The organism is Pseudomonas sp. MF09150 (assembly GCF_059862355.1).
In genome coordinates this window covers 21545-47409 of sequence record NZ_JCBCUS010000010.1, presented here as the reverse complement: position 1 = coordinate 47409, position 25865 = coordinate 21545, and the positions used below count along the sequence as shown (strand labels likewise).

Sequence of the window (25865 nt, the reverse complement as noted above, 5' to 3'; positions counted from 1 at the left end):
TCGCAAGGCTAAAAGAAATCGGTGCAGTTACCCGAGCGAGCGCAAGGCAGCTCATAGCGTCAGGTAACTGATAAAACGGCTCAGCAGGCCCAGGCCGATGGTCACTGCCAGCACTACCACCAGGAGCATCCACGGCCGAAAGGGCCGGCGCTCGACACGGTGTTGGGTCAGTTGCAGATACTCTTCGACATGTTTTTGGTCGTCGGGGTTCAGGCGGCTGCTCATAAAGGCCTCGTCAGGTAGACGTTGCGAAATGTGGGGAAGCTACAGCTCCAGCCGAAGGTTTGCAGGGCCCTCCGGGAACAGGCGCGTGCCGCAGGGCGCCAGGTTCTCACAGGCTGATCCCGACGTCGAACAGGATGCTGCGTCCCAGGTTACTGCGTAAAAAGTCCGGGGCGTCCGGGTGGGCAAACAGGACTCGGGCGAAGGTCGGGCCGACCAGCGACAGCGAGCGCCAGCCTTGGCGCAGATACTCGGTGGGCGGCGGGAAGTGGCTGTTGAGGTCCAGCACTTCACGCTTGAGGCTGGCGAAGGCAATGATGTCCAGCTCGCCCAGGTCCATGCCGCGCTCTTTATAGTTGTGGGCTTTCTTGCGCAGGGTAGGCGCCAGGCGCAGCAGCAGTTCACTGGCCGGAATGCGCTTGGGCTTGGCTTCGCGACGCACCAGTTGGCTCAGGGAGAATGCGCTGCGGCGCCGTTGTAGTTCGTCCCGCCATTCGTCGTTGAGGCGCCGGCCTTCATCGAGGACGAAAAACACCTCGAAGCTGGCCTCGCGAAACAATACGTCCGGTGGTTCCTGCCCGGCTGGGGTGAACTCGTCGGCGCGGTAACTGATGTTCAAGCCTTGCAGCAGGCGTTGGCAGACCCAACGCTCACGCTCCCATTTGCGGGCATTGGACAGGAACGCATTGGCTTGTTCGGCCTGAATGGTGAGCAGGCGCAAGTAATCTGAGTCATCCATAGGCCAAGCTTAGCGTCCAAACGCCGATTGCTGAAAGGTTCGTTTGACTGGAGGGCTGCGAAGGGCGGTGTAGACTGCTGGCCTGAACAATGTGCGATGCCCAGAGGAGAGAATGCGGTGAAGTATGGCGTGATGCTGTTGCTGAGTGTGCTGTGCCTGGGGGCACAGGCGACTGAAATCGGGGAGCGCCTGGCGCCCTGGACCTTGCTCGACCAGTTCGACCAACCCTACAGCCTGGATCAGCAGACCCATACGTTGCTGGTGGCACGCGGCATGGACGCGGCCAAGCTGGTCAAGGCCGCGTTGGAAGATCGCCCCAAGGGCTATCTGGAGGCGCGATACACGGTATTCGTCGCGGATATCCAGCGCATGCCGACGCTGATCGCGAAAATGTTCGCGGTCCCGGCCATGCGCGATTACTCCTACCGGGTTCTGCTCGACCGCGAAGGACGAGTCGCACCGCGTTATCCCGGCGCCGAGAATAAGGTCTTGTGGTTGCAGCTCAATGAAGGGCGGCTGGTTGCGCAACGTGAGTACGCCACGGCTGCCGAACTGCGCGAGGCGCTGGAGCAACTGCAGCCATGATCAGTGCGGCCGTGCTGTCGGCGCCGACCCTGGTGGTCGGCTGGCTGCTGTATGTGCCGGTGTTGATCTGGGCGATAGCGCGGTCGCCCTGGGTCGAGTTGTTCTCCGACCGTCGACGTCAGCATTTGCTATTTGGCACGGTGTTCGCGCTGTTTATGTTGTGGCTGGTGCGCCGGGACTTCGACACCGGCGTATCTTATCACTTTATCGGCATGACCGCCGTGACCTTGCTCCTGGACTGGCCGCTGGCAGTGGTCGGCGGGTTGGTGGCCCAGTTGGGGCTGGTGCTGCTCGGGCGTCAGGACCTGGCCGCCATGGGGGTCAACGGGGCGTTGCTGATTCTGTTGCCGGTGCTGGTCACCGAATGCTGCGCGATCCTCGTGGAGCGGGCGCAACCGCGTAACCCCTTTGTGTACATCTTTTGCTCCGGCTTTTTTGCTGCGGCACTCTCGGCCTTGCTGTGCCTGTTGGTCGGGCTGGGCCTGCTGTGGTTCGACGAGCGTTTTGCCATGCCTGAGTGGCTGGAGGATTTCGTCGGCTACCTTTGGCTGATCATTTTCCCCGAGGCCTTTATCAACGGCATGGTGATCAGCGCGCTGGTGGTGTTCTGCCCCGAGTGGCTGGAAACCTTCAACCGTACCCGCTACCTCTCGGCACCGTGGAAGGACGACGATCCACGTTCTTGATCCATATCAATTACGTCGGCCAGGCGCCGTCTCATGCTCTGGAAAATTTCTGGAGTACGGTCATGAGTGTCTACGAATGGGCAAGGCAGGAAATGCGCAAGAATCTGGAGCAGGCCCAGGAGCAGGGCTTTGAGCCGGGCCTGAGCCTGCGCGCCCTGCTCAGCGCGGTGGTGCAGCAGAGCAAGAGCGTACGCAGTATTGAGGACCTGGCCGACGAATTGCAGTTTCTCGCGGAGAACCTCGACGACCAGCAGGATTACGGGTTTATGCGTCCTTAGAACGATGCAGCCGGGGTTCAGTGGGCGCGGGGCGGCAGGTCTTCGGAGAACAATTCGTCTTCGGCGTCCGGGCTGACCGGAATCTTGTGTTCTTCGGACGCCCAGGCACCCAGGTCGATCAGTTTGCAACGGTCCGAGCAGAACGGCCGGTTGCTGTTCTCGGCGGTCCATTCAACGGGGGCGCCACAGGTTGGGCATTCTACGGTCAGGGGTTGGCTCATGACTGGCCTCCACGCAAAGTTAGATAAAAGTGGTGCAGGCGCTCGACCTCACTGTGCAACCAGGCAAGGTCGCGGTCGTTGGCCAGCACATCGTCGGCATGGCGCAGACGCTCTTCGCGGCTGGCCTGGGCCTTGAGAATCGCCTGGATCTGCTGTTCGCTGATCTGGTCGCGCTGCAGGGTGCGCTCGATTTGCAGCTGTTGCGGGACATCGATCACCAGCACCCGCTGAGTCATTGCCGCCTGGCCGGACTCGATCAGCAGCGGCGACACCAGGATTGCATAGGGCGATTGTGCACGCGCCAAGTGGACGACGATTTCCTCGGCGATCAACGGGTGCAGCAGGGCTTCGAGCCAGCGTCGCTGCTCCGGGACTTCAAAAATCAGCTTGCGCAGGGCGGCTCGGTCCAACTGGCCGTCAGCCTGCAGCACGCCTGCGCCGAAATGTTCAGCGATGCGCGCCAGGGCCGGACGTCCGGGCTCCACCACCCAACGAGCGGCGTGATCGGCGTCCACGACATGGATGCCCAGGTCGATAAAATGTTGCGCCGCAGCGCTTTTGCCACTGCCGATGCCGCCGGTGAGGCCAAGAATCCAGGGTTTGGTTACAGGGTTAGTCATTGGAGCCCGACAAACTGCAAATAGAGGTCGGTTATTTGACCACCCCAGAGCAAGGCAATCCAGCCGGCAATTGCCAGAAAAGGCCCGAAGGGGATCGGGGTCGAGGTTTGCGCATTGCGCCAGCGCAGCATCAGCGCCCCCACCAAGGCTCCCACCAGCGACGCCAGCATGATGGTCAGTGGCAGGCTCTGCCAGCCGCCCCATGCACCAATCATGGCCAGCAGCTTGAAGTCGCCATGGCCGATGCCGTCCTTGCCGGTCAGCAGTTTGAACAGCCAGTACACCGACCACAGGCACATATAACCAAGCACGGCGCCCCACAGCGCATCGTCCAGGCTGACGAACAGCCCGAAACTGTTGACGATCAGCCCCAGCCACAACAGGGGCAATACCAGCACGTCAGGCAGCAGTTGATGCTCGGCGTCGATCAGGCTCAGCGTCAGCAGCCCCCACGTGAGCAGCAGCACCACACCGGCCTGCCAGCCAAACCCGAAATGCCAGGCAATAAAGGCCGACAGCAGGCCGCAAGCCAGCTCGGTAAGCGGATAGCGTGGGCTGATCCTGGCTGCGCACTGTGAGCAACGCCCGCGCAGCAGCAGGTAGCTGAGCAGCGGGATGTTCTCCCAGGCGCGGATCTGGTGGGCGCAGTGCGGGCAGTGGGAGTGCGGCAACAGCAGGTTATAGGTCGGCGCTGGCGACTGCTCGGGCAGACCCAGCACTTCATGGGCCTGGGCCTGCCAGTCGCGCTGGAGCATTTTGGGCAGGCGCCAGACCAGCACATTGAGGAAGCTGCCGATCAGCAGCCCGAGAATCAGCGCGGATAACACGAAGGCCAATGGGTAGATGGCCAGAACTTCAGTCAAAGACATGCTCAGATCGCTGTGCCGAGTTGAAAGATGGGCAGGTACATGGCCACCACCAGGCCGCCGACGATGCTGCCCAAGATCACCATGATAAAGGGCTCCATGAGGCTGGTGAGGGTGTCGACCAAGTTGTCGACCTCGGCTTCATAGTAGGTCGCCACTTTTTCCAGCATGGAGTCCAGGGCGCCGGATTCTTCGCCGATCGCCGTCATCTGGATCGCCATAGTAGGGAACATTCCACAGGTGCGCATGGCGAAGTTCAGTTGCATGCCGCTGGCCACATCCTCCTTGACCTGCTGCACCGCTTTTTTGAACTGGCTGTGGCCGGTGGCGCCGGCTACCGAATCCAGGGCCTGCACCAGGGGCACACCGGCAGCAAAGGTGGTGGCCAGGGTCCGGGCGTAACGCGCCACCGCCGACTTGTACAACAGCGGCCCGGCCAGTGGCAGCTTCAGCAGGCTGACATCCAGCCAGTCGCGCAGTCCCTGGAAACGCCGATAGCCGTAGCGCGCCGCGAGCAACGCAAGGGCACCAGCCAGCAGCATTTGCCACCAGCGCTCCTGCATAAACTGCGAGAGCCCGATGACGGCCTGGGTAAAAGCCGGCAGTTGGGTATTCAGCCCGGCGAACATCGACTGAAATTGCGGCACCACCTTGACCAGCAAAATGCCGCTGACGATCAAGGCGACGCAGATGACCGCCAAGGGATAGGTCATGGCCTTTTTGATCCTGGCCTTGAGGCTTTCGCTTTTTTCCTTGTAGGTGGCTACCCGTTCCAGCAGGGTGTCCAGGGCGCCGGCTTGCTCGCCGGCATCCACCAGGTTGCAATACAGATCGTCGAACTGCCGGGGATGTTTGCGCAGGGCCCCGGCAAAGCTGTTGCCGGCTTCGATTTCACGCTTGAGCGCGTGGATCAGATTGCGCATGCGCGGCTTGTCGAAGCCCTCGGCGATGATATCGAACGACTGTAGCAGCGGTACCCCGGCTTTCATCATGGTCGCCATCTGCCGGGTGAACAGTACGATATCCCGCGCAACGATGGCTTTGCCGCTGCTGAGCAGCGCCACTGGCTTTTTCCGCACCCGCCCCGGGTTGATTCCTTGCTGACGCAATTGCGCCTTGATCAGTGCCGGATTGTGTCCGGTCAACTCGCCGCTCAGCTTGCGTCCGTTTCGGTCGCGGCCTTCCCAGGCGTAGACACTGACTCTTGCTGCTTTTACCGCCATGGTTCGGTCCTTGCTGGCGCCTTTGGACTATTCCGGGCCGCAGGCAATGGGTGTGACGCCTTTAAGGTCGCGCCGACCGCCTGATAGATCGTGATTGCCCCGAGATGTTCCTGAGCGCTGGGGAACGGCGCCTCCCTGGGCCGTTTTCCTGTGCAAGCCTAGCCAGCAAATACCCTCGGCCCCAGGCTGGCGGCTGACGAAAATTGTCAGTTTGTGCGACTCCTTGTGATGAAAGCCATCGGCCATCCCCGCTGCACGCCTTGATCTACGGGCTTTCAGGTGCTGGCACAGGCCATGCTTCAAGCACTTCAGGTCATGACATTCCCGTTCATGCTTGGAGCTTGTCCATGAAGAGTCAGAAGGGCTTTACCCTGATTGAATTGCTGGTGGTGGTCGCCATCATCGGCATCCTGGCCACCTTTGCCCTGCCGCTGTATTCCAAATACCAGGCTCGGGCCAAGGTGGTGGCGGCATTGGCCGAAGCCTCGGCGCTGAAGGTCAATTTCGAAGATCAGCTCAACCAGGGCAGTGACCCGACCCTTGAACTGGTCGGCGGTACGGCCCTCACCACCAATTGCCGCATGACCGCCAGCGGCACGGCGGCCAGTGGCGAGGGCGTGATTGCCTGCACCATCCTCAACGCACCGGGCCCGGTGCTGAACCAGACCCTGACCCTGAGTCGTACCAACACGTCCGGGTGGCTGTGCAACACCACGGTAGGGGCGGACTACGCGCCCAAGGGCTGCACGGCCGGCGGCGCATGATGTAACGCCGGGAACGAACTGCGGATGTCGCGCCCGCTGGGGCATGGGGCGCGCCAAGCCGGTCTTCCGGTTCAGATACGGCCGGAATCCAGGGCGCAGGGAAAGTTTCGCGATTTCAGACGGTTAAGGTTGAGCAAGAAACCGCAACTTGCACGCAGATCTGCAGGGTGTCATGCAAATTGCATGATTCCGGATTTTTACTGTTTTTATAACTTGTTGTTTTATAAGGGGTTTATCTGTTGTCAGAAGTTGGCACAGCGCCTGCAATATCTCTGGTAACCCTGTTGCCAGGACACGGCGCAGGCTTTCCAGAAAAACAGGAGTTACTCGTATGAAGAAGTTCGCTATCGCTGCCGCAACTGCTACCGCTCTGACCCTGACCATGGCCAACGCAGCATTTGCGCAGACCACTCAAAACACCCAGGCACCGATGGTTGTGGCTGCCGGTGAAGTGACCAAGGCTAAAGAAGCTACCTCCGATACCTGGATCACCACCAAAGTTAAAAGCGACCTGGTTACCGAAAAAGGCATCCCAGGCACCGACATCAAAGTCGAAACCAACAAAGGTGTAGTGTCGCTGTCGTCCACCGTCGCGGTGACCGATGCGCAGAAAGCCACCGCTGTTGCCATCACCAAGAAAATCAAAGGCGTTAAAGCGGTTTCCGCTGACGGCCTGAAAGCCCAGTAAGAGTTCTTGCCTGGACTGGGAGATGAGGTGTAGGGCGAGCTGAGTAACACGCCTGGCGCTTCCTGAAGGTTCATGCGGAAGACCACAAGGATGTGGTCATTACAGGCCCCGGCACTTTGTGTCGGGGCCTGTTCTATTGCGGCGGGAAAAGACCGCGGCCTTCAGGCTGCGGCGCAGTCAGGGGTTATTCCGCATCCAGGTGCATCGGGGTGATGACTCGGCCATCGCTTTCGGCTTCACCGAGGTTGGCGTCGATGAAGTAGACGCGGTCATCGGCCAGTTGGCCCTTGTCCACCAGGAAGTCCTTGATGCTGCTGGCGCGCTCCTGGCCCAGTTGGCGCAACAGTACATCGCTGCCACTCCAGAACTTGATCACCGCTTCACGCATTTTTGCGCTGCGTTCTTCCTTGCCCAGGTCCTTCCACTCGGCCGGCGGCTGGGTCTTGAGGCGAGTGCGATAAATGCCTTCGAGGAGCGGGCTCTTCTCGCTGTCGGGTACTTGCAGCAGCGACGCTTGGGCGGGCACCTTGTCCCCACGACGCTGGAGCATCTTGTAGTAGTTGTACTGGTATTCCCGTTCCAGTCGTTGCTGGGCCAGCAGTGGGCCATCGCTGCTCTGCGCCGCAGTGCCTTCGATCTCCAGGCGGAGGGCCGGACGCTCCTTGAGTGCGTTGGCAAGTTTTACCAGCGCGGCTTCCGAATCCTTGCCCAGATCGCTTGAGCCAGGGGCGAACGACACGCTGCCCAGGTCCTCCGAACCTCCACCCGCGATCAGCCCGCCAATAAGTTTGAAGGGCGCAGCGGCAGCCTTGACGATCAGGTTACGCAGGGTCTGCCAGACAATCGGCATGACACTGAACTGTGGGTTGTTGAGGTCGCCGGTCACGGGCAGCTCGATGGAAATCTTGCCATCGACGTCCTTGAGCAAGGCAATCGCCAGTTTCAGCGGCAGGCTCACCGCGTCCGGGCTGTCGACTTTTTCACCCAGTTGCAGCTGTTCGACCACCACCTTGTTCTCGGCCTTGAGTTGGCCGTTGGTGATCAGGTAGTGCAGGTCGAGGTTGAGTCGGCCCTTGCGGATGCGGTAGCCGGCGAACTTGCCCGAGTAGGGGGTGAGGGTGGTCAACTCCACGCGTTTGAAGCTGGTGGCGATATCCAGCGCGGCCATGGGGTCGAACGGGTTGACGCTGCCCTTGATGGTGACCGGCGCATAACGATCGACCTTGCCCTTGACGTCGACACTGGCCGGTTTTGCCTGGCGACTGTCGATGGTGCCGATCTGCCCGTTGAGTTGTTGCACCGCGGTGGCGAAGTTGGGCGTCAGACTGAAGTCGGCAAAGTTGGCCGAACCGTCATTGATGGCAATCGCACCAATGTGAATCCCCAGCGGTTTGTCCTTGCCTGGCGCGGGTTTGGCAGCAGGCTTGGCGCCGCTGTTGGCCGGTTGCGGAATCAGCAAGTCGTCGACGTTGGTGGTGCGGTCATCGTTGATCATGAACCGCGCATAAGGCTGGTACAGGTTGACCTTGTCGATCGACAGGCTGTCGCCGTGTTGATAGTTGAGACCTTCGACCACGACCTTTTGCCACTTCACGAAGTCGCGGGTTTTCAGGGTGTCGAGGGTGTGCAACTGGTTCACTTCGGCGCGGCCGGTGATGGCGAGTGTCAGCGGGTCGACTTTTTTCAGGTTGACCGCCAGGTCGCTGTCGAGCATGCCGCTGCGCAGTTCCAGGCGAATGAATGGGCTGATATAGGACTGCGCGACCCGCAGGTCGATATCCCGGGTCTGCACCTGGAGCTTGGCCGTGACCGGGTTCAGGTTGACCTCGCCGTTCGCTTGGAGCTTGCCCTGTTTGCCCAGCCCGCTGTCGAGCTTGAGGGTAAAGGGCGACTGGTTGAGGCTGTCGAAATTCTGCAGGTCCAGGTTCAGCGGACCGACTTCCAGGGCCACCGCAGGTTTGGCTTTACGGTCTGCGAGGTGCACCTGGTAATTGCGCAGTTGCACATCCTTGAGCAACACCTGCCAGGGTTTGCTCGGTGCTGCCGGCTGCGCCTTGGGGGTGTCGGCAGTCGCGGGCGCTGGGGCCGGTGCCGGTTTGGCCGGTTGGCTGGCGAACAGTTTTTGCCAATCCAGCTGGCCATCGGCTTCGAGGGCGGCCCAGGTTTCCAGCTTCTGGCTGCGAATCTTGCCGACCACCACCTGCTGCTTGGCCAGGTCTATCGTGGTTTCGCTGACATCCAGGCGCTCCAGGCGGGCCAGGGGACGGCCGTCCGGGGCCTTGATGGCGAAGGGCGCGACGCTCAGCGAAGTATCGCTGAGCAGCAACTCGGTTTCCTTGGACAGGTTGAGCGTGTAGTGCGTGCTGAGGTTGAGGATGCCGTCCTCGAGAACCAGCGGTACGGCGTCGCGAACGTAGGGCCACCAGACTTTCATCTTGCCGTCAGTGACCTTCAGGTTGCCCTCGGAAGTCAGCGGGATCAGGCTGAAGTTACCGGACCAGTCGATCTGTCCGCCTTCGGGCCCGGCCGCGACCAGGGTCATGTCGGCGTTGTCATCGGGCAGGGTGCTGAGGTTCTTCAACTCGAAGTCGAGTTTGTCGTACAGGAACTCGATCGGCTCGCTCGGGCGCAGGTCCTGGAAGTGCACATAACCGCTCGCCAGCTTGATGCGCTCGATACGCAGTGGGAACGGCTTGGCGTCGGGATCGGCAGGGGTCGGTTCGCTGGCCGGGATCTTGAACAGCCCCAGCAGATTGAGTTTGCCTTCCTTGTCGAACAGGATCTCGGTCTTGGGTTTATCCAGTTCGATATCCGCCAGATGCAGCGCGCGGGTCCACAGGCTGTCCAGTTGCAGGTTCAGATAGAGGCGTTCGAAGCCTACCTGCTCTTTACCTGGCGCACCGATATTCAGCCCCCAGAGCGTGAGCTCCAGGCTGTACGGATTGAATTCGATACGTTGGATATGGGCCGGGGTGGTGGCGTAGTTGGCGAGTTGCTGATTGGCCACCCGCAAGGCAATGCCCGGCAAGATCAGAAAGCCCAACAGACTGTAAAGGGCAAGAGCAGTCAACAGGGCGCCGATAGCGCGAATCAATCCTTTGGTCATGCGAGGGCTTCATCTATCTGATATCGGAAGTGCCTTGGAGTATGGCACGCGTTTCCGGTTCCGAAACAATCGGTGGATACAGGATTGTTCAGATTTGCCGCTACCGGGTCAGAGTTGCAGGACCAGGGTCTTGAGCGGTGGCTGTTGGTCCTGCGACGGGAAGTCCGCGCCGGGGGTCAGTACCTGGCAGTCACGCACCGGGCGCCCGGCCTTTTCGGCGCAACGCAGCACCTGTCCACGCCAATCGTCCATCGATACCTTTGCCAGGTTGTTGCAGCAGATCAGCACCCCATCCTCGGCGGTGGCCAGCAACGCCGGCTTCAGCAGGCTCTGGTAATCGCGCAACAGGTCGACGGTGCCGAAGGCGCTCTTGGCCCAGGCGGGTGGGTCGAGCAATACCAGGTCGTATTGACGCTGTTCCAGGCGCGGATAACTGGGCAGTTTCTGCCCGCGACGCTGGCTGATGGGCAGTCCGGCCAATTGGCGAATGGCCGGGAAATAATCGGACTGCACGAACTCCATGGTCGGCAACTGCGGGTTCAGCGCACCGTTCTCCCGGCCCACCGCCAGGTTGCCTTCGGCGAAGTCCAGGTTGCAGACCTCGCGGGCGCCACCGGCTGCGGCACTCAGGCCGACGCCACAGGTATAGGCAAACAGGTTGAGCACGCTTTTTCCGGCGCTGTGTGCCTTGACCCAGCCGCGGGCGTTGCGCAGGTCGAGAAACAGCAGGGGATCCTGCCCCGCATGTCGGCCGCGGACCCGGTAGTTCAGGCCCCATTCATGGCCCACCAGGTCTTGCAGCGCGGCCTCATCGGCGCGATACACCGTGTCTTCGCGGTCGATCCGCGAGTTGCCCCGAGAGCGGTCGTTGTAGACCAGCAGGGTGTCCAGGCCCAGGTGTTGGTTGATGGCCTGGTGCAGTTCCAGCAGCGTGTCGCGTTCCAGGCTCTGGTGAAAGCTCTGCACCAGCAGTTGCGGGCCATAGCGGTCGACGGTCAGGCCGCCGGCCCCTTCCTGGCTGCCGTGGAACAGGCGATAGCAATCGGTGCCTTGCTGATGCAACTCGGCGAGCAGGTCCTGGCGATGATCGAGGGCGGCGCGCAGCGCCTGTTTCAAGGAAGACATGCGGGCGCCTTGCGAATGATTGGGCGCGGCAGTTTACCAGCTATGTCGCCAGAGGGCTTGTTCCTGCTGGCCTGCGCCCTAGGAGCGCAACCTATTCAACCGCCCCCGGGCAACCCATCAGTTTCTGCGTCCTTTACTGCTTCGGTCTTACAGCCCCATGCGCCGTTTCGCCCGTTGTACCGAGCCATTACGCACCGCCCAGCGCAGCATGGGCGCACTGCGGTTGACGCTGGCGCGGATCAATTGGCGTTGCAGCGGGTTCTGGCTGACGTCGAGCATCGCACTGGCCCAGTCCGGCAGCAGATCGATTCCGGCCTTCATCATCAGTGCGCCAAAAGGCTTGGCCAGACGGCTGGGAGCGGGGGCCGCCAGCAACAGCCGCAGCACTTCTCGACTGCGTTCGTCACACAACAACTGCGGTTGCATGCGGGCCAGGTAATCGCCGACCTCCCGGCGCGAGCGCGGGATATCGCGGGCGCCGAGGCGTTCGGCAACCAGCGCGATCTCGGCGTAATACCGGTCTTGATCGGCGGGTGACAAGTTCGGGTTGCGGTAGCGCAAGTGGGCCGCGAGGAAGCTGCTAACTTCAGCCACATGCACCCAGGTCAGCAGGTCAGGGTCGCTGGCGGCGTAGGGGCGGCCGTCGGGCGCGGTGCCCACCACCTGCAGGTGAATGGTGCGCACCTTGTCGATCAGCCATTCAGCATCCAGGCGCGAACCGAAGGTGGTGCCGGAAATGAACTGGCCGGTGCGGCGCAGGCGGCCGAGCATGTCCTGGCGAAAGTTTGAATGGTCCCAGACCCCGGCCAGGGCCAGCGGGTGCAGAGCCTGCATCAACAGGGCACTGATGCCGCCGATCAGCATGCTGCTGAAATCGCCATGCACTTGCCAACTGACCGAGTCCGGGCCGAACAGGCCCGGGTCTCCCTTGGGGTTTTCCAGGTCGAGTTTGCCCAGCGACAGGCCGGACAGGCTCATGACTTGGTTTTCGATGCGGCTACGAATGAATTCCATGACAGCTCGGTGATGTCTTCATGAGAGAAGCGCGGCCTGGGCCGCGCCGATTCAGAGGTTCAGGCGTTTGTCGATCAGCCCCTCGACCACGCTGGGGTCGGCCAGGGTCGAGGTGTCGCCCAGGCTGTCCAGCTCGTTGCAGGCGATCTTGCGCAGGATACGCCGCATGATCTTGCCCGACCGGGTTTTCGGCAAGGCCGGCGCCCATTGCAGCAGTTCCGGCTTGGCGAAGCTGCCGATTTCCTTGCTGACCAGGGCCAGCAGTTGTTTCTTCAGGTCATCGTTGGCTTCGACCCCGTTCATTGGGGTGACGAAGGCATAGATGCCCTGGCCCTTGAGGTCATGGGGGTAACCGACCACGGCGGCTTCGGCAACGCTGTCATGCAGCACCAGCGCGCTCTCGACCTCAGCGGTGCCGATGCGATGGCCGGAGACATTGATCACGTCATCGATGCGCCCGGTGATCCAGTAATCGCCGTCCTCGTCGCGGCGTGCGCCGTCACCGGTGAAGTAGTAGCCGGGGTAAGGTTTGAAATAGGTGTCGACCATGCGCTGCGGATCGCCATAGACGCTGCGGATCTGCCCAGGCCAGCTGGCTTTGATGGCCAGCACGCCGCTGCCGGCGCCGGTGATTTCCTTGCCCTGTTCGTCCAGCAGCACGGGTTGTACGCCAAACATGGGTTGGGTGGCGCAGCCGGGCTTGATCCGGGTTGCGCTGACCAGGGGGCTGAGCATGATCCCGCCGGTCTCGGTCTGCCACCAGGTATCGACGATCGGGCAGCGTTGCTCGCCCACCACATTGAAATACCACTCCCAGGCTTCCGGGTTGATCGGTTCGCCGACGCTGCCAAGCAGGCGCAGGCTGCTGCGCGAGGTCTGCTGCAAGGGTTCGGGGCCTTCGCGCATCAAGGCCCGCAGAGCGGTTGGCGCGGTGTAGAAAATATTCACCTGGTGTTTGTCGATGACCTCCCAGAACCGCGAGCTGCTCGGGTAGCTGGGCACGCCCTCGAAGATCAGGGTCGTGGCGCCATTGGCCAGCGGGCCGTAGACGATGTAGCTGTGGCCGGTGACCCAGCCGACATCCGCAGTGCACCAGAAGACTTCGCCGTCGCGGTAGTCGAGCACGTACTTGAAAGTCATGGCCGCCTGCAGCAGGTAACCGCCGGTGGTATGCAGCACGCCCTTGGGTTTGCCGGTGCTGCCCGAGGTATAGAGGATAAACAGCGGGTCTTCGGCGTCCATGGGCTCTGGCGGGCAGTCATCGTTGACGCTGCGCAGGGCCTGGTGATACCAGAGGTCGCGGCCTTCGACCCAGTTCACCGGGTTTTGCGTGCGCTCGACCACCACGACGGTACTGACTCCGGGGCAGTTGAGCAGGGCTTGGTCGACGTTGTTTTTGAGCGGTACGAACTTGCCGCCGCGCACGCCTTCATCGGCGGTGATGACGGTGCGGCAATCCGCATCCAGAATCCGGTCGCGCAAGGCATCCGGGGAGAAGCCACCAAAGACCACCGAGTGCACGGCGCCGATTCGCGTGCAGGCGAGCATGGCGTAAGCGGCTTCGGGAATCATCGGCATGTAGATGCACACCCGGTCGCCCTTCTTCACGCCACGGCTTTTCAGCACGTTGGCCAGGCGACACACGTAGTGGTGGAGCTTTTTATAGGTGATCTGCAGCGACTCGGCCGGATCGTCGCCTTCCCAGAGAATGGCCACCTGATCGCCGCGCTGTTCCAGGTGACGGTCGATGCAGTTGTAGCTGACGTTCAGCTCGGCACCGGCAAACCAGCTGGCGGAACCGGTTTTCAGGTCATAGCGCTGGACGGTCTGCCACGGTTTGCTCCAGTCGAGAAAACGTGTGGCCTGGTCGGCCCAGAAGACGCTGGGATGTTCGATGGATTGTCGGTACAGGCGCTGGTAATCGTCCTGGCTCAGTTGTGCTACCCGGCGGACGGCATCGGCTTTGGGGAACGTGCTGATATCGAACATGACGGTTCCTTATTCTTGTTTTTGCGACAAGTAATAAAGATGCGCCGAGCGGGGGGAGGGTTCAAGAGGCAGGCCCGCCGTCGAGGTCGAGGCGGGGTTGGCCTGGGTCGCAGCAGGTTAGGCCGTGCGCGGCTTGCGGGTGCATCGCCGGTTGGCCGTTGCCTTTGTTACAGGAGGTGAAAGCGTGGCCCGTTGAACAGGCCACGCCGAACAACCCGTCAGCCGCGGTGGCGACCGCGGAAGTAGTTGATCAAACCCTGAGTGGAGGCATCGTCAGCCGGTGTTTCCTCGCTGCCAACCAGGCGGTTGTAGACGCCTTTACCCAGCTCCTTGCCCAGCTCCACGCCCCATTGGTCGAAGGCGTTGATGCCCCACACGACGCTCTGCACGAACACCTTGTGTTCATACAGCGCCACCAGTGCGCCCAGGCGACGCGGGCTGATGCGCTCGACCACCAGGGTGTTGCTTGGGCGGTTGCCCGGAATCACCTTGTGCGGCGCAAGCTTCTGCACTTCGTCTTCGCTCAGGCCTTTGTCGCGCAGTTCGGTTTCGGCTTCGGCGCGGGTCTTGCCCAGCATCAGCGCCTGGCTTTGCGACAGGCAGTTGGCGTACAGCCACTGGTGGTGGTCGGAGACCGGGTTGAAGCTGACGATCGGCACGATGAAGTCGGCCGGAATCAGTTGGGTGCCTTGGTGCAGCAACTGGTGGTAAGCGTGCTGACCGTTGCAGCCGACGCCGCCCCAGATGACCGGGCCGGTATCAGTGGACACCGGGGTACCGTCCTGGCGCACGCTCTTGCCGTTGGACTCCATGTCCAACTGCTGCAAGTGCTTGGTGATGTTACGCAGGTAGTGGTCGTACGGCAGGATCGCGTGGCTCTGCGCGCCCCAGAAGTTGCCGTACCAGACGCCCAGCAACGCCAGCAGTACCGGCATGTTCTGTTCGAATGGCGCGCTCTGGAAATGCTGGTCCATGGTGTAGGCACCGGACAGCAGTTCCTTGAAGTTCGACATGCCGATGGCCAGGGCGATCGGCAACCCGATGGCCGACCACAGCGAATAGCGGCCGCCGACCCAATCCCACATCGGGAAGATGTTTTCTTCGCGGATACCGAACGCCACGGCAGCGGCGTTGTTGCTGGAAACCGCAATGAAGTGCCGATACAGCTCGGCTTCCGAACCACCCTGGGCCAGGTACCAGGCGCGTGCGGCCTGGGCGTTTTTCAGGGTTTCCAGGGTATTGAAGGATTTCGACGAGACGATGAACAGCGTGGTCTCGGCGCGCAGCTTGAGGGTCAGCTCATGGAACTCACTGCCGTCGATGTTCGCCAGGTAATGGCAGCGCACGCCTTTTTGGGCATAGGACAGCAGGGCTTCGGAAACCAGTTCCGGGCCCAGGAACGAGCCACCGATACCGATGTTCACCACGTCGGTGATCGGTTTTTCGGTGTAGCCACGCCACAGGCCGTCGTGAATGCGACCCACCAGGTCGGTGATCTGATTCAGCACCTTGTGCACGTCAGGCATCACGTTGACGCCATTGACCGACAGTTTGTCGCCTACCGGGCGGCGCAGGGCGGTATGCAGGGCCGGGCGCCCTTCGGAAGAGTTGACCAACTCGCCATTGAACAGCGCCCTGATCGCGTCCTGCAGGCCGACTTCGTCAGCCAGGCCCACCAGCAGGTCGCGGGTTTCGCTGTTGATCAGGTTTTTCGAATAATCGAGAAAAAGCCCACAGCTGCTCAGGCTGAAATGATGAAAGCGCTGCGGGTCGGCATTGAAGGCTTCGCGCATGCTGAAATCCTGCATGGCTTGGCGGTGGTCATTCAACGCCTGCCAGGCGGGCAGAGCGGTAACGTCATGAGGGGTGCGGTAATACGCCATCGCTGCGGTTTTCCTTTTGCTTGAACTGCCTTTTGGACACTGAAAAGCCCGGAACGTCCTGTTGGATGACAGGCCTCGTTCGGTCGACCCTGCGTCAACACGATAAATGGCGCGGGGCAATTACAGTAACCCTCGCGTGTTGATCTGTCTTGGCTTTGTCTGACCTGTGGCCGGTACTTTTTTATACCGGCGCGCACGGCGGGTGCAACAAAGGGGTGTGGATTGTTAGAAAAGAGTGGTTTCAGGCGACCTGAACCGGGATGGCATTGCTGGTGTGGCTCAGCTCGTTGCCGGGGGCCATGTACAGCATGCGCGGCTGGAAGTTGAGCAGCTCGGCTTCGCTGTAGTGGGCATAGGCGCAGATGATCACCCGATCGCCGACCTTGGCCTTGTGCGCTGCGGCGCCGTTGACCGAGATCATGCGCGAACCGGGCTCGCCGCGAATGGCGTAGGTGGTGAAACGTTCGCCATTGTCGACGTTGTAGATCTGGATCTGTTCGTACTCACGGATGCCAGACAGGTCCAGCCATTCGCCATCGATGGCGCAAGAGCCTTCGTAATCGAGCACAGCGTGGGTGACTTCGGCGCGATGCAGCTTGGCCTTGAGCATGATGGCGTGCATGGGGTGTATCCCTTGTCAGATCCTCGGGCGGGGCGCGGCAATAGTGGCTGCGGGCCCCTGGCGGCGGCAGTTTGCCCGAAGGTCCTGCTTCGGGCAATCAGGCTTTTATGCCGTGGCGTCGAGGTTCAGATGAAGGTTATCGATCAGGCGTGTGGCGCCCAGATACGCGGCCGCCAGAATCACCAGGTCGCGGTCATCTGCCGTGGCCAGGCGCAGGTTCGTGGCGTGGCGGATCTCCAGGTAATCGGGACGTAGACCGGCCGCTTCCAGTTGCTGGCGTTGTTCGCCCAGCAGCTTGGGATAATCCCGTTCGCCCTGCTCGATCGCCTGGGCGATCTGGCTCAGGCTGCGGTACAGCGCCGGCGCGATGGCGCGTTGTTGCTCGTCGAGGTAGCCGTTGCGCGAAGACAAGGCCAGGCCGTCGGCGGCCCGTACGGTCGGCTCGCCGATAATCTGGATCGGCATGTTCAGGTCCTGGACCAGGGCACGAATGACCGCCAGTTGCTGAAAGTCCTTCTGGCCAAACACCGCGAGGTCCGGCTGCACCATGTTGAACAGCTTGCAGACCACGGTCGCCACGCCCTCGAAATGCCCGGGACGGCTGGCGCCGCACAGGCCTTCGGAAAGCTGAGGGACGCTGACTCGGGTCTGGCCGCTCATGCCCTCCGGGTACACCTCTTCAACGCTGGGGGCGAAGAGCAGGTGGCAGCCGGCTTGCAGCAGTTTTTCCTGGTCGGCGGCCAGGGTCCGAGGGTACTTGTCGAGGTCTTCGCCCGCGCCGAATTGCAGCGGGTTGACGAAAATGCTCGCCACCACGAAATCTACTCGCTGCGCCGCCTTGGTCACCAGTGCGGCATGGCCGCTGTGCAGGTTGCCCATGGTCGGGACCAGACCGATACGTTTGCCTTCGCTACGGGCGCGAGCCACCGCCGCGCGCAGCTCGCGCACAGTTTTAACAGTATTCATGCAGAGAATCCGTGTTCAGCGCCCGGGAAAGTCCCGGCTTTGACTTCATTGACGTAGGCGGCCAGGGCGGACTGGATGCTGTCCTGGCCGGCCATGAAGTTCTTCACGAACTTGGGCGCACGGCCGCTCAGTGACAGCCCGAGCATGTCGTGGATCACCAGAACCTGGCCGTCGGTGGCGCTCCCGGCGCCGATGCCGATCACCGGGATTTTCACCGCCTGGGTGATTTCAGTGGCCAGCTCGCTGGGCACGCATTCGAGCAGCAGCATCGCTGCCCCCGCCTGCTCCAGGGCGATGGCATCCGCGCGCATCTGCCGGGCCTGGTTCTCGTTGCGGCCCTGGACCTTGTACCCACCAAGGATATTCACCGACTGTGGGGTCAGGCCCATGTGCGCGCACACCGGAATGCCGCGCTCGGCCAGCAGGCGAATCGAATCCGCCAGCCACAGTGCACCTTCGACCTTGACCATGTGCGCACCGGCCTGCATCAGCTGGGCGCTGTTGTTGAGGGCCTGTTCGGTGGTGGCATAGGCCATGAAGGGCAGGTCGGCGAGGATCAGCGCGCCACTGTTACCGCGTTTGACCGAAGCCACGTGGTAGGCCATTTCGGCGGTGGTAACGGGGAGGGTGCTGTCGTGCCCTTGCAAGACCATGCCGAGGGAGTCGCCCACCAGCAGAACGTCGACGCCCGCTTCGCAGCAGGTGTGGGCGAAGGTGGCGTCATAGCAGGTCAACATGGCGATCTTCTCGCCTTTCTGCTTGAGGTTTTGCAGGGTGGTCAGGGTGATATCCGGCATCAAAAGGTCCTCATTCAGGCGCTTTGGAAACTACTGCGAGTAACGCGCGTGATTCTTCGTTTATTCAGGCGCACGGTCTTTTGTCGTGCTTATAAGGCCTGGATTGCGCCCTTTAACGCCAGGTTGGCGGCAACGGGACGCCTATAGTCGTGAGGAGAACTCGGGAAGTCAATTGGATGTGTTACCGCATTGTTACGCCGCGGGTGTTACCGCGGTTACTGATGCGTTTCAGCTGTCAGGCCAGCCGTTCCAGCCCGACAAAAGGGCAGGCCGCGAGGAGTTCGCGCAGGGTACGGCCGTCGGCCAGTTGCAGGTTTTCCGGAGCCAGTTCCGCCAGGGGGTAGAGGACAAAGGCCCGGGCGTGCATGTGGTAATGCGGGACCTTGAGCCGTGGCTCGTCGATCAGGCGGTCACCGAACAGCAGGATATCCAGATCAAGGGTGCGCGGGCCCCAGCGCTCGTTGCGCTTCCGGCCCTGGCTGTTTTCGATGGCTTGCAGCGCATCCAGCAAAGCCAGAGGGGGCAGGCGGCTATCAAGCGCCGCGACTGCGTTGGTGTAGCGCGGTTGGCCGGGCAGCAGGGAGTCGCTCTGATAGAAAGACGACACGCCCACCCACTCGGTCTCGGGCAGCTGCGCCAGGGCATCAGCCGCGCTGCGCAGTTGATGCGTCGGGGCAGCCAGATTGCTGCCCATGCCGATGTAGATGCGCTCCATCAACTTACTCGCCGGATGGCCCCGCGCTGCGTTTGCGCTTGGCGCCGCTGCTGCGGCGGCGTTTACGTGGAGCGCCGCTGGCACTGTCATCCTTGCCGCTGAGGTCGCGGATCATGTCGCGGCGTTCGGCATCGTTGGCATCCTGATAATCAGTCCACCACTCGCCCAGGCCATCGGTCTGCTCACCTGCGCTCTCACGCAGCAGCAGGAAGTCATAGCCGGCACGAAAACGCGGGTTGTCCAGTAACTGGTCGGCGCGCTTGCCGCTACGACGTGGCAGGCGCTCCTGCATGTCCCAGATCTCGCGGATCGGCATGGTGAAGCGTTTCGGAATTGCTATGCGCTGGCACTGTTCGGCGATCAGCTCATGGGCCGCTTCCTGCATCGCCGGAATTGGCGGCATACCGCGTTCCTGCAGGCGCAACACACGGGCAGGAAGGGCCGGCCAGAGCAGGGCGGCGAAGAGGAAGGCCGGGGTCACCGGTTTGTTCTGCTTGATGCGCAGATCGGTATTGGCCAGGGCTTCGCTGATCAGGGTATGGGTATAAGTCGGGTTGTACTCCAGGGCCTCGGCGCTGGCCGGGAACAACGGATCGAACAGTTGCAGGTCCACCAGCATCTCAAAGGTGTCTGCTGCGTGGCCCGAGAGGAACAGCTTGAGCACTTCCTCGAACAGGCGTGCCGACGGGATCTCCCGCAGCATCGGGGCCAGGTCGCGAATCGGTGCGGCGGTGTGCTTCTCGATGCCGAAATCCAGCTTGGCTGCGAAGCGCACGGCCCGCAGCATCCGCACCGGGTCTTCCTGGTAGCGTTGCTGAGGGTCGCCGATCAGGCGGATCAGATGATTGCGGATGTCGTGCACGCCATTGGCGTAATCGAGAATGCGCTCACTGACCGGATCGTAATACAGGGCGTTGATGGTGAAGTCGCGGCGTTGGGCATCTTCTTCGAGGGTGCCGTAGACGTTGTCGCGCAGGATCCGCCCGCTTTCATTACGCGAGGACTGATTGCTGTCTTCCTCTTCGTCGTTCTGCGGGTGGTTGGCGCGGAAGGTCGCGACCTCGATGATTTCGCGACCAAAATGGATATGCACCAGTTTGAAACGGCGACCGATGATGCGCGCGTTACGAAACTCTGCCCGCACCTGTTCCGGTGTGGCGCTGGTGGCGACGTCGAAATCCTTGGGCGTGATATTGAGCAGCATGTCGCGCACGCAACCACCTACCAGGTACGCCTGATAGCCAGCGTTCTGCAGGCGTTCGACGATGTTCACCGCATAGCGGCTGAACTGGGCGCGTTGCAGCGAATGTTGGCTGCTGTTGAGCACTTCAGGCGTGCTACGGATGTGTTGCGTATGACGCTTGGGCGAACGGAATGACTGGAACAACTTCTTCAGCATGGGATGCACTGTTTGAAGGAATGTTCGGCCATAACGAAGAATGACCGCATGATGGGCCGGGATTCTAGCATTTAGTCGGGGGATGGTGTAGGACGGCGGAGTTTTGAGCTGAAAGCCGTGAGCGGCATGGGTTGGGCGGGTAAAGCTGAATCGCGGAAACTACAAGGGGAGCCGAAGCTCCCCCAGAAGTAGTTGCGTGCTCTATTTTTATTATTGGTTTTGGGCTTCTTGTTTTTGTTTAACGCCCGTGTCACCTGGTTTACCCAGAGTGACCCTCCCAATCGGGAGCCAAGAGCAAACGGATTGCTTTGATCGCTGTGTTGCAATGATCTGATGATCCAACCAGTTCAGGCTCTGCCTTAGGGCAGTTTTTGTTGTTCTCGGCCTGGTTGTGGGGCAAGCCCCAAATACAACGCCTCTCCAAAAGAATCAGTTAGCTGCGCCTCCGCCGTGTTGTTTTTATTATGCGTGAGTCGATTCGTCTTATTTTTATTGTCTTATGCATTGCTTGTTATTGTTCTTGTACCAGACATATAGCAGATGCCGTGCCAACTTTTGCGAGCCCCAATGAAACTGGGGGTTGACCGGTGTTTTGGGTTTTTTACGGGCAAAAAAAGCCGGGGCTTCGTTACCTTTAGCCCCGGCTTTTGTTACGTGAAATTGCAGAGGTAACAGTTTTTTCACAAAGTCGAGTGTTACCCGCACTCCCTACAGCCAAGGTTCAGCTTTCGCTGGCAACCCCGGTTTTGCGGCGTGGAATGCCCAGGCGCTGGCGCCGTTCCCACAGGCACTTGCGGCTGACGCCCAGTTTGCGTGCCAGTTCGGTCTCGGTCATATGGTCCTGATGCTCGAGCACGAAATGCTGGAAGTAGTCTTCCAGAGACAGATCTTCGGTGGGCTCGTGGCTGGTGGTATTGGCGCCGCCCTGTTGCGGAGCCAGGCCGATGAAGTCGTCATCGTCCAGGTCGCTCAGTTCGATATCGATGCCCAGCAGCTCGGCAGAAATCTCCGGGCTTTCACACAGGATCACCGCACGCTCGACGGCGTTTTCCAGTTCCCGCACGTTTCCTGGCCAGGAATAATGACGAATGGCCTGTTCGGCGTCCGGGGCAAACCTCAGGTCGGTGCGGCCGACACGTGCGCTCTGGCGTGCCAGAAAGGCGGTGGCGATCTCGTTGACGTCGGCGCCACGCTCACGCAGTGCGGGCAGCTTGAGGGCAATCACGTGCAGTCGGTAATAAAGGTCTTCACGGAACTGGCCGATCTTGGCCAGGCTCTTGAGGTCCCTGTGGGTTGCAGCGATCAGGCGCACATCCACCTTCTGCGACTGCACCGAGCCGACACGACGGATTTCGCCTTCCTGCAGTACCCGCAACAGGCGCGCCTGGGCTTCCAGGGGCAGCTCGCCGATTTCGTCGAGGAACAGCGTGCCGCCGTCCGCTGCTTCCACCAAGCCGGCGCGCCCGGCGCTGGCTCCGGTGAATGCACCTTTTTCGTGGCCGAACAGTTCGGACTCGATCAGGGTTTCCGGAATGGCTGCACAGTTGACCGAAATCATCGGCGCCTTGGCGCGTTTCGACAGATTGTGCAGGGCGCGGGCCACCAGTTCCTTGCCAGTCCCGGATTCGCCCTGGATCAGTACATTGGAGTCGGTCGGGGCGACCTTGCGGATCTTGCTGTACATGTCCTGCATCGGCGGGCATGAGCCGATGATGCCGATCTCGCCATTACTGTTGCCGGCGCCGGCTTTCTCGCCAGCGTTGGCTGCCTTGCCCGCCGGACGCTCAGCCGGGTTGGCCTGGGCGCTTTGCCGATCGCGCAGGATGCGCGCCACGGCCTGGAGCATTTCGTCGTGGTCGAAAGGTTTGGCGATGTAATCCACCGCGCCCATCTTCATTGAGTCAACGGCCGAACGCAGGCTGGCGTAGCTGGTCATGATCAGCACCGGCGTGCCCTGGCCGAGCTTGATCAGCTCGGTACCGGGGGCGCCCGGCAAGCGCAAATCACTGACGATCAGGTCGAACGTGGGGATGCTGAAACGCTCCTGCGCTTCCTGCACCGAGCCGGCTTCGCTGACCTGGTACTGGTTGCGCTCCAGCAGACGACGCAAGGCGGAGCGGATGATGGTTTCGTCTTCGACGATCAGAATGTGCGGCATTGATTCAATTCTCTCGACGGTCTCAGTTCACAGCGGACGTCGCTTCGACATGACGCGGTAGAGTCACCCGGATACGGGTGCCGCGTTGGCTTTCGGTGTCAGCCGGGCTGTCGATGGTGATTTGTCCATAATGCTCTTCAACGATGGAATAGACCAGTGCAAGGCCCAGTCCGGTGCCTTCGCCAGGATCCTTGGTGGTGAAGAAAGGTTCGAACAATCGGTCCATGATGTTCTTCGGAATGCCGCTGCCTTCGTCTTCTACGATCAGATCGATCGTATGTTCCGAGGCCTCGCTTTTCACTCGTACTGCACTGCCCGCCGGTGAGGCGTCGCGGGCGTTGGACAGCAGATTGATCAGAACCTGGGCGAGCCGTTGCGGGTCTCCGTCGACCCAGTGATCGGGGTCGCACAGGTTGAAAAATTGCACTTCGAAATTGCGCCGGTTCAGCGCCAGCAGACCGATGGCGTCCTGGGCGACTTCGGCCAGGCAGACCGGCTCGTCGTTGTGCTGATGGCTGCCGGCATGGGCGAAGCTCATCAGCGATTGCACGATGCGCGACACCCGCTTGGTCTGCTCAAGGATCTGGCCGCTGATTTCGGTCAGCTCGCTGTCATCTTCCCGTTCTTCGCGCAGGTTTTGCGCCAGGCAGGCGATACCGGTGATCGGGTTGCCAATTTCGTGGGCCACGCCCGCAGCCAGGCGGCCGATGCTGGCCAGTCGCTCGGAGTGCACCAGCTTGTCTTCGAGCATCTGGGTTTCGGTCAGGTCCTCCACCAACAGCACCAGGCCGCTATTGCCCGGGGCCAGGGGCTCATCGATGGCAGCCTTGTGCAGGTTGAGCCAGCGGGTCTGGCCGTCGAGGGCCAGGTGCTGTTTGTGCAAATGTTCGTCAGGCAGGTTGATGAAACCCTGCAGCAGTTCTTTCCAGGGATCGGCAATGGTGCTCAGGCGCGAGCCGACCACGTGTTGCGCCGGGATGTTGGTCAGCTCCTCCATGGCCTTGTTCCACATCAGGATCTCCTGATCCTTGGCCAGGGAGCAGACCCCCATCGGCAGTTCCTGCAGGGTTTGCCGGTGGTAGCGGCGCAAGGCGTCGAGCTCGGCGGCAAGGCCTGTCAGGCGCGAGTGGTAATCCTCCAGCCGGCTCTCAATAAAGTGGATGTCTTCAGTGACGTAGTTTTCGCCGCTGGCCTTATAGGGCAAGAAGGTCTCGACCATGTCCTGGGCCACGCTGGGCCCCATCAGCCCGGACAGGTTGGCCTCGATGCGGTCGCGCAGGCGGCGCAGGGCGTACGGACGGCGCTCGTCGAAGGGCAGATAAAGGTCGCGCAAGGCCTGCTCGACTTCCTTCTGCGCAGCCTTGGCGCCCAGGGGCTTGGCCAGCTGTGTGGCGAATTCCTGGGGTGAAGCCGCATGCAGTTCACGGCGCTGTGGGCGGCGCACGTTGTCCACCGCGCAGGCTTCGGCGGCGCTGGCCTCTTCGGCGCTGGCGTTGGTGAACAGCGAGATCAGGGTGAACATCAACACGTTGGCGGCCAGGGAGGCGATCGCCGCCATATGCCAGCTGGTGTCATCCAGCACGTAGATCATGTTCAACAGCGGAATATAGAAACCCTGCAAGTTGCCGATCAACGGCAGCAGCATGGTCACCAGCCATACCAGGATCCCCGCCAGCAAGCCGGCGATAAAGCCCCGGCGGTTGGCGGTCGGCCAATAGAGTACGGACAGCACGCCGGGCAAGAATTGCAGGGTGGCGACAAAGGCAACGATGCCCAGGTTCGCCAGGTCCTGCTCGGCGCCCAGCAGCAGGTAGAAGGCGTAGCCGGCCATGATGATGGCGACGATCAGCGCGCGACGGGTCCATTTCAGCCAGCGGTAGATATTGCCCTCGGCCGGTGGCTGATACAGCGGCAGCACCAGGTGGTTCAGGGCCATGCCCGACAGCGCCAGGGTCGTGACGATGATCAAGCCGCTGGCCGCCGACAGCCCGCCGACATAAGCCAGCAGCGCCAAGGCCTTGCTGTTGGCGGCGATGCCGATGCCAAGGGTGAAGTATTCCGGGTTGGTGGTGGCGCCCAGTTTCAGGCCTGCCCAGAGGATCAGCGGCACCGCCAGGCTCATCAGCAGCAGGAACAACGGCAGGCCCCAGCTGGCGCTGACCAGTGAGCGCGGGTTGAGGTTCTCGGTGAAGGTCATGTGGTACATGTGCGGCATCACAATCGCCGAGGCGAAGAACACCAGCAGCAGGGTGCGCCACGGACCTTCCTGCAGCGGGGTGTGCAGGGCGGCGAGGGCGGTCTGGTTCTGCAGGAGCCAGATTTCCAGCTGCTGCGGACCATCGAACACGCCATATAAGGCGTAGAGGCCGACGCCGCCGATGGCGATCAGCTTGATCACCGACTCGAAGGCAATGGCAAACACCAGGCCTTCGTGTTTTTCCCGGGTGGCGATATGCCGGGACCCAAAGAAGATGGTGAACAGGGTGATCAGTGCGCAGAAGCTCAGGGCAACCCGATGCTGCACCGGCTCGCGGGTGAGAATGCCAATGGAGTCGGCGACCGCCTGGATTTGCAGCGCCAGCAGCGGCAGCACTCCGATCAGCATGAAAATCGTGGTCAGTGCGCCGGCCCAGGTGCTGCGAAAGCGGAAGGCGAACAGATCGGCCAGGGATGACAGCTGGTAGGTGCGGGTGATTTTCAGAATCGGGTAGAGCAGTACCGGTGCCAGCAGAAAGGCCCCGGACACCCCCAGGTAACTGGATAGGAAGCCGTAACCGTACTGATACGCCAGGCCGACCGTACCGTAGAACGCCCAGGCACTGGCGTAGACCCCGAGGGACAGGGTGTAGGTCAGCGGGTGGCGAATGATCGAGCGCGGAATCATTCCGCGTTCACTGATCCAGGCGACGCCGAACAGCACGGCCAGGTAGGCGGCGCTGATCAGGATCATCTGGGTCAGGCTAAAGCTCATCGGCATCTTTTTGGCTCTGCAGGATGAAGGTCACGACGATCAGAATCAGCCAGAGCAGATACGGGCGATACCAGGCGCCGGTAGCATCGATCCACCAATCCATGATGGCGGGGGAAAACAGATAGATCCCCACTACCAGGAGCAGGACCAAGCGATAGATGTACATCCCGGCCTCTCTTTATTGTGTGCGTGCCCGAAAACGTGCGGCGATGGTAACGGATGGGCGCC

Annotated in this window: 24 protein-coding genes; 5 read left to right on the top strand and 19 right to left on the bottom strand. The window is 61.4% G+C overall.

Annotation, left to right across the window (positions count from 1 at the left end; all coding sequences use genetic code 11):
- Window positions 1–51: 51 nt before the first annotated feature.
- Window positions 52–225 carry a DUF3094 domain-containing protein gene (locus tag AC19YX_RS28995; RefSeq protein ID WP_020296471.1) on the bottom strand — a complete coding sequence of 58 codons (174 nt, stop codon included), beginning with the start codon at window positions 223–225 and terminating at the stop codon, window positions 52–54.
- A 106-nt stretch (window positions 226–331) separates the two neighbouring features.
- Complete coding sequence (locus AC19YX_RS28990) at window positions 332–961, bottom strand: DUF1780 domain-containing protein (protein WP_020296472.1); 630 nt, start codon at window positions 959–961, stop codon at window positions 332–334.
- A gap of 117 nt (window positions 962–1078) precedes the next feature.
- Here AC19YX_RS28990 and AC19YX_RS28985 point away from each other — a divergent pair, with 117 nt between their 5' ends.
- The 3 genes from AC19YX_RS28985 (at window position 1079) to AC19YX_RS28975 (ending at window position 2510) form a co-directional block, all read left to right on the top strand.
- On the top strand, window positions 1079–1546 hold the full coding sequence (locus tag AC19YX_RS28985) for an FAD/FMN-containing dehydrogenase (RefSeq protein ID WP_500607632.1): 468 nt from the start codon (window positions 1079–1081) through the stop codon (window positions 1544–1546).
- A complete protein-coding gene (locus AC19YX_RS28980) occupies window positions 1543–2232 on the top strand; it encodes an energy-coupling factor ABC transporter permease (RefSeq protein WP_078471776.1) in 690 nt (229 codons plus the stop codon). The genes AC19YX_RS28985 and AC19YX_RS28980 overlap by 4 nt, the downstream gene beginning before the upstream one ends.
- A gap of 62 nt (window positions 2233–2294) precedes the next feature.
- On the top strand, window positions 2295–2510 hold the full coding sequence (locus AC19YX_RS28975; protein WP_020296475.1) for a hypothetical protein: 216 nt from the start codon (window positions 2295–2297) through the stop codon (window positions 2508–2510).
- Between the two features lie 17 nt (window positions 2511–2527).
- On the opposite strand, the gene yacG is transcribed toward AC19YX_RS28975, so the two are convergent.
- From yacG to AC19YX_RS28955, 4 genes are read right to left on the bottom strand one after another with little or no spacing between them, the layout of a single operon-like run.
- The gene (gene yacG, locus AC19YX_RS28970; protein ID WP_020296476.1) at window positions 2528–2731 is read right to left on the bottom strand and encodes a DNA gyrase inhibitor YacG; all 204 of its coding nucleotides are present in this window, start codon (window positions 2729–2731) and stop codon (window positions 2528–2530) included.
- Complete coding sequence (gene coaE / locus AC19YX_RS28965) at window positions 2728–3351, bottom strand: dephospho-CoA kinase (RefSeq protein ID WP_078471777.1); 624 nt, start codon at window positions 3349–3351, stop codon at window positions 2728–2730. Before coaE ends, yacG begins: the two co-directional genes overlap by 4 nt.
- The gene (locus AC19YX_RS28960) at window positions 3348–4220 is read right to left on the bottom strand and encodes a prepilin peptidase (protein ID WP_201128034.1); all 873 of its coding nucleotides are present in this window, start codon (window positions 4218–4220) and stop codon (window positions 3348–3350) included. Before AC19YX_RS28960 ends, coaE begins: the two co-directional genes overlap by 4 nt.
- A gap of 2 nt (window positions 4221–4222) precedes the next feature.
- Window positions 4223–5440: a type II secretion system F family protein gene (locus AC19YX_RS28955; RefSeq protein ID WP_500607631.1), complete on the bottom strand. Its 1218-nt coding sequence runs from the start codon at window positions 5438–5440 to the stop codon at window positions 4223–4225.
- 347 nt (window positions 5441–5787) lie between these two features.
- On the opposite strand from AC19YX_RS28955, the gene AC19YX_RS28950 reads away from it, so the two are divergent.
- Window positions 5788–6204 carry a pilin gene (locus tag AC19YX_RS28950; protein WP_020296480.1) on the top strand — a complete coding sequence of 139 codons (417 nt, stop codon included), beginning with the start codon at window positions 5788–5790 and terminating at the stop codon, window positions 6202–6204.
- A 331-nt stretch (window positions 6205–6535) separates the two neighbouring features.
- Window positions 6536–6892 carry a BON domain-containing protein gene (locus AC19YX_RS28945; protein WP_078471780.1) on the top strand — a complete coding sequence of 119 codons (357 nt, stop codon included), beginning with the start codon at window positions 6536–6538 and terminating at the stop codon, window positions 6890–6892.
- 184 nt (window positions 6893–7076) lie between these two features.
- Here AC19YX_RS28945 and AC19YX_RS28940 read toward each other — a convergent pair whose 3' ends face one another.
- The 13 genes from AC19YX_RS28940 to AC19YX_RS28880 form a co-directional block, all read right to left on the bottom strand.
- Window positions 7077–9998: a DUF748 domain-containing protein gene (locus tag AC19YX_RS28940; protein ID WP_078471781.1), complete on the bottom strand. Its 2922-nt coding sequence runs from the start codon at window positions 9996–9998 to the stop codon at window positions 7077–7079.
- A 108-nt stretch (window positions 9999–10106) separates the two neighbouring features.
- Entirely contained in the window at window positions 10107–11123 is a 1017-nt protein-coding gene (locus AC19YX_RS28935) for a class I SAM-dependent rRNA methyltransferase (protein WP_500607630.1), read from the bottom strand.
- A gap of 147 nt (window positions 11124–11270) precedes the next feature.
- On the bottom strand, window positions 11271–12137 hold the full coding sequence (locus tag AC19YX_RS28930) for an oxygenase MpaB family protein (RefSeq protein WP_500607629.1): 867 nt from the start codon (window positions 12135–12137) through the stop codon (window positions 11271–11273).
- A gap of 51 nt (window positions 12138–12188) precedes the next feature.
- The gene (acs, locus tag AC19YX_RS28925) at window positions 12189–14126 is read right to left on the bottom strand and encodes an acetate--CoA ligase (protein WP_500607628.1); all 1938 of its coding nucleotides are present in this window, start codon (window positions 14124–14126) and stop codon (window positions 12189–12191) included.
- A gap of 218 nt (window positions 14127–14344) precedes the next feature.
- Window positions 14345–16009 carry a glucose-6-phosphate isomerase gene (pgi, locus tag AC19YX_RS28920; protein WP_078471785.1) on the bottom strand — a complete coding sequence of 555 codons (1665 nt, stop codon included), beginning with the start codon at window positions 16007–16009 and terminating at the stop codon, window positions 14345–14347.
- 241 nt (window positions 16010–16250) lie between these two features.
- On the bottom strand, window positions 16251–16631 hold the full coding sequence (gene panD, locus AC19YX_RS28915; RefSeq protein ID WP_020296487.1) for an aspartate 1-decarboxylase: 381 nt from the start codon (window positions 16629–16631) through the stop codon (window positions 16251–16253).
- A 105-nt stretch (window positions 16632–16736) separates the two neighbouring features.
- Window positions 16737–17597: a pantoate--beta-alanine ligase gene (gene panC, locus AC19YX_RS28910; RefSeq protein WP_078471786.1), complete on the bottom strand. Its 861-nt coding sequence runs from the start codon at window positions 17595–17597 to the stop codon at window positions 16737–16739.
- The gene (panB, locus tag AC19YX_RS28905; RefSeq protein ID WP_078471788.1) at window positions 17594–18394 is read right to left on the bottom strand and encodes a 3-methyl-2-oxobutanoate hydroxymethyltransferase; all 801 of its coding nucleotides are present in this window, start codon (window positions 18392–18394) and stop codon (window positions 17594–17596) included. The genes panC and panB overlap by 4 nt, the downstream gene beginning before the upstream one ends.
- 235 nt (window positions 18395–18629) lie before the next feature.
- Window positions 18630–19109, bottom strand: a complete 480-nt coding sequence (folK, locus tag AC19YX_RS28900; protein ID WP_500607627.1) for a 2-amino-4-hydroxy-6-hydroxymethyldihydropteridine diphosphokinase — start codon at window positions 19107–19109, stop codon at window positions 18630–18632.
- Window positions 19110–19113: 4 nt separating this feature from the next.
- Window positions 19114–20508: a polynucleotide adenylyltransferase PcnB gene (locus tag AC19YX_RS28895; protein WP_078471790.1), complete on the bottom strand. Its 1395-nt coding sequence runs from the start codon at window positions 20506–20508 to the stop codon at window positions 19114–19116.
- A 721-nt stretch (window positions 20509–21229) separates the two neighbouring features.
- Window positions 21230–22666, bottom strand: a complete 1437-nt coding sequence (locus AC19YX_RS28890; protein WP_078471793.1) for a sigma-54-dependent transcriptional regulator — start codon at window positions 22664–22666, stop codon at window positions 21230–21232.
- A 22-nt stretch (window positions 22667–22688) separates the two neighbouring features.
- On the bottom strand, window positions 22689–25643 hold the full coding sequence (locus AC19YX_RS28885; protein ID WP_161955754.1) for a sensor histidine kinase: 2955 nt from the start codon (window positions 25641–25643) through the stop codon (window positions 22689–22691).
- Window positions 25627–25803, bottom strand: coding sequence for a hypothetical protein (locus tag AC19YX_RS28880; protein WP_003176118.1), 177 nt, complete (start codon window positions 25801–25803; stop codon window positions 25627–25629). The genes AC19YX_RS28885 and AC19YX_RS28880 overlap by 17 nt, the downstream gene beginning before the upstream one ends.
- Window positions 25804–25865: the final 62 nt, after the last annotated feature.

What these genes read in the sequence shown, in the direction of transcription:
- acs (WP_500607628.1), bottom strand. Translation starts at nt 14,126, where the DNA reads ATGTTCGATATCAGCACGTTCCCCAAAGCCGATGCCGTCCGCCGGGTA.
- panC (WP_078471786.1), bottom strand. Translation starts at nt 17,597, where the DNA reads ATGAATACTGTTAAAACTGTGCGCGAGCTGCGCGCGGCGGTGGCTCGC.
- AC19YX_RS28935 (WP_500607630.1), bottom strand. Translation starts at nt 11,123, where the DNA reads ATGTCTTCCTTGAAACAGGCGCTGCGCGCCGCCCTCGATCATCGCCAG.
- AC19YX_RS28975 (WP_020296475.1), top strand. Translation starts at nt 2,295, where the DNA reads ATGAGTGTCTACGAATGGGCAAGGCAGGAAATGCGCAAGAATCTGGAG.
- AC19YX_RS28895 (WP_078471790.1), bottom strand. Translation starts at nt 20,508, where the DNA reads ATGCTGAAGAAGTTGTTCCAGTCATTCCGTTCGCCCAAGCGTCATACG.
- AC19YX_RS28950 (WP_020296480.1), top strand. Translation starts at nt 5,788, where the DNA reads ATGAAGAGTCAGAAGGGCTTTACCCTGATTGAATTGCTGGTGGTGGTC.
- AC19YX_RS28940 (WP_078471781.1), bottom strand. Translation starts at nt 9,998, where the DNA reads ATGACCAAAGGATTGATTCGCGCTATCGGCGCCCTGTTGACTGCTCTT.
- AC19YX_RS28960 (WP_201128034.1), bottom strand. Translation starts at nt 4,220, where the DNA reads ATGTCTTTGACTGAAGTTCTGGCCATCTACCCATTGGCCTTCGTGTTA.
- folK (WP_500607627.1), bottom strand. Translation starts at nt 19,109, where the DNA reads ATGGAGCGCATCTACATCGGCATGGGCAGCAATCTGGCTGCCCCGACG.
- AC19YX_RS28930 (WP_500607629.1), bottom strand. Translation starts at nt 12,137, where the DNA reads ATGGAATTCATTCGTAGCCGCATCGAAAACCAAGTCATGAGCCTGTCC.
- AC19YX_RS28980 (WP_078471776.1), top strand. Translation starts at nt 1,543, where the DNA reads ATGATCAGTGCGGCCGTGCTGTCGGCGCCGACCCTGGTGGTCGGCTGG.
- panB (WP_078471788.1), bottom strand. Translation starts at nt 18,394, where the DNA reads ATGCCGGATATCACCCTGACCACCCTGCAAAACCTCAAGCAGAAAGGC.
- panD (WP_020296487.1), bottom strand. Translation starts at nt 16,631, where the DNA reads ATGCACGCCATCATGCTCAAGGCCAAGCTGCATCGCGCCGAAGTCACC.
- AC19YX_RS28880 (WP_003176118.1), bottom strand. Translation starts at nt 25,803, where the DNA reads ATGTACATCTATCGCTTGGTCCTGCTCCTGGTAGTGGGGATCTATCTG.
- AC19YX_RS28995 (WP_020296471.1), bottom strand. Translation starts at nt 225, where the DNA reads ATGAGCAGCCGCCTGAACCCCGACGACCAAAAACATGTCGAAGAGTAT.
- coaE (WP_078471777.1), bottom strand. Translation starts at nt 3,351, where the DNA reads ATGACTAACCCTGTAACCAAACCCTGGATTCTTGGCCTCACCGGCGGC.
- pgi (WP_078471785.1), bottom strand. Translation starts at nt 16,009, where the DNA reads ATGGCGTATTACCGCACCCCTCATGACGTTACCGCTCTGCCCGCCTGG.
- yacG (WP_020296476.1), bottom strand. Translation starts at nt 2,731, where the DNA reads ATGAGCCAACCCCTGACCGTAGAATGCCCAACCTGTGGCGCCCCCGTT.
- AC19YX_RS28945 (WP_078471780.1), top strand. Translation starts at nt 6,536, where the DNA reads ATGAAGAAGTTCGCTATCGCTGCCGCAACTGCTACCGCTCTGACCCTG.
- AC19YX_RS28890 (WP_078471793.1), bottom strand. Translation starts at nt 22,666, where the DNA reads ATGCCGCACATTCTGATCGTCGAAGACGAAACCATCATCCGCTCCGCC.
- AC19YX_RS28955 (WP_500607631.1), bottom strand. Translation starts at nt 5,440, where the DNA reads ATGGCGGTAAAAGCAGCAAGAGTCAGTGTCTACGCCTGGGAAGGCCGC.
- AC19YX_RS28990 (WP_020296472.1), bottom strand. Translation starts at nt 961, where the DNA reads ATGGATGACTCAGATTACTTGCGCCTGCTCACCATTCAGGCCGAACAA.
- AC19YX_RS28885 (WP_161955754.1), bottom strand. Translation starts at nt 25,643, where the DNA reads ATGCCGATGAGCTTTAGCCTGACCCAGATGATCCTGATCAGCGCCGCC.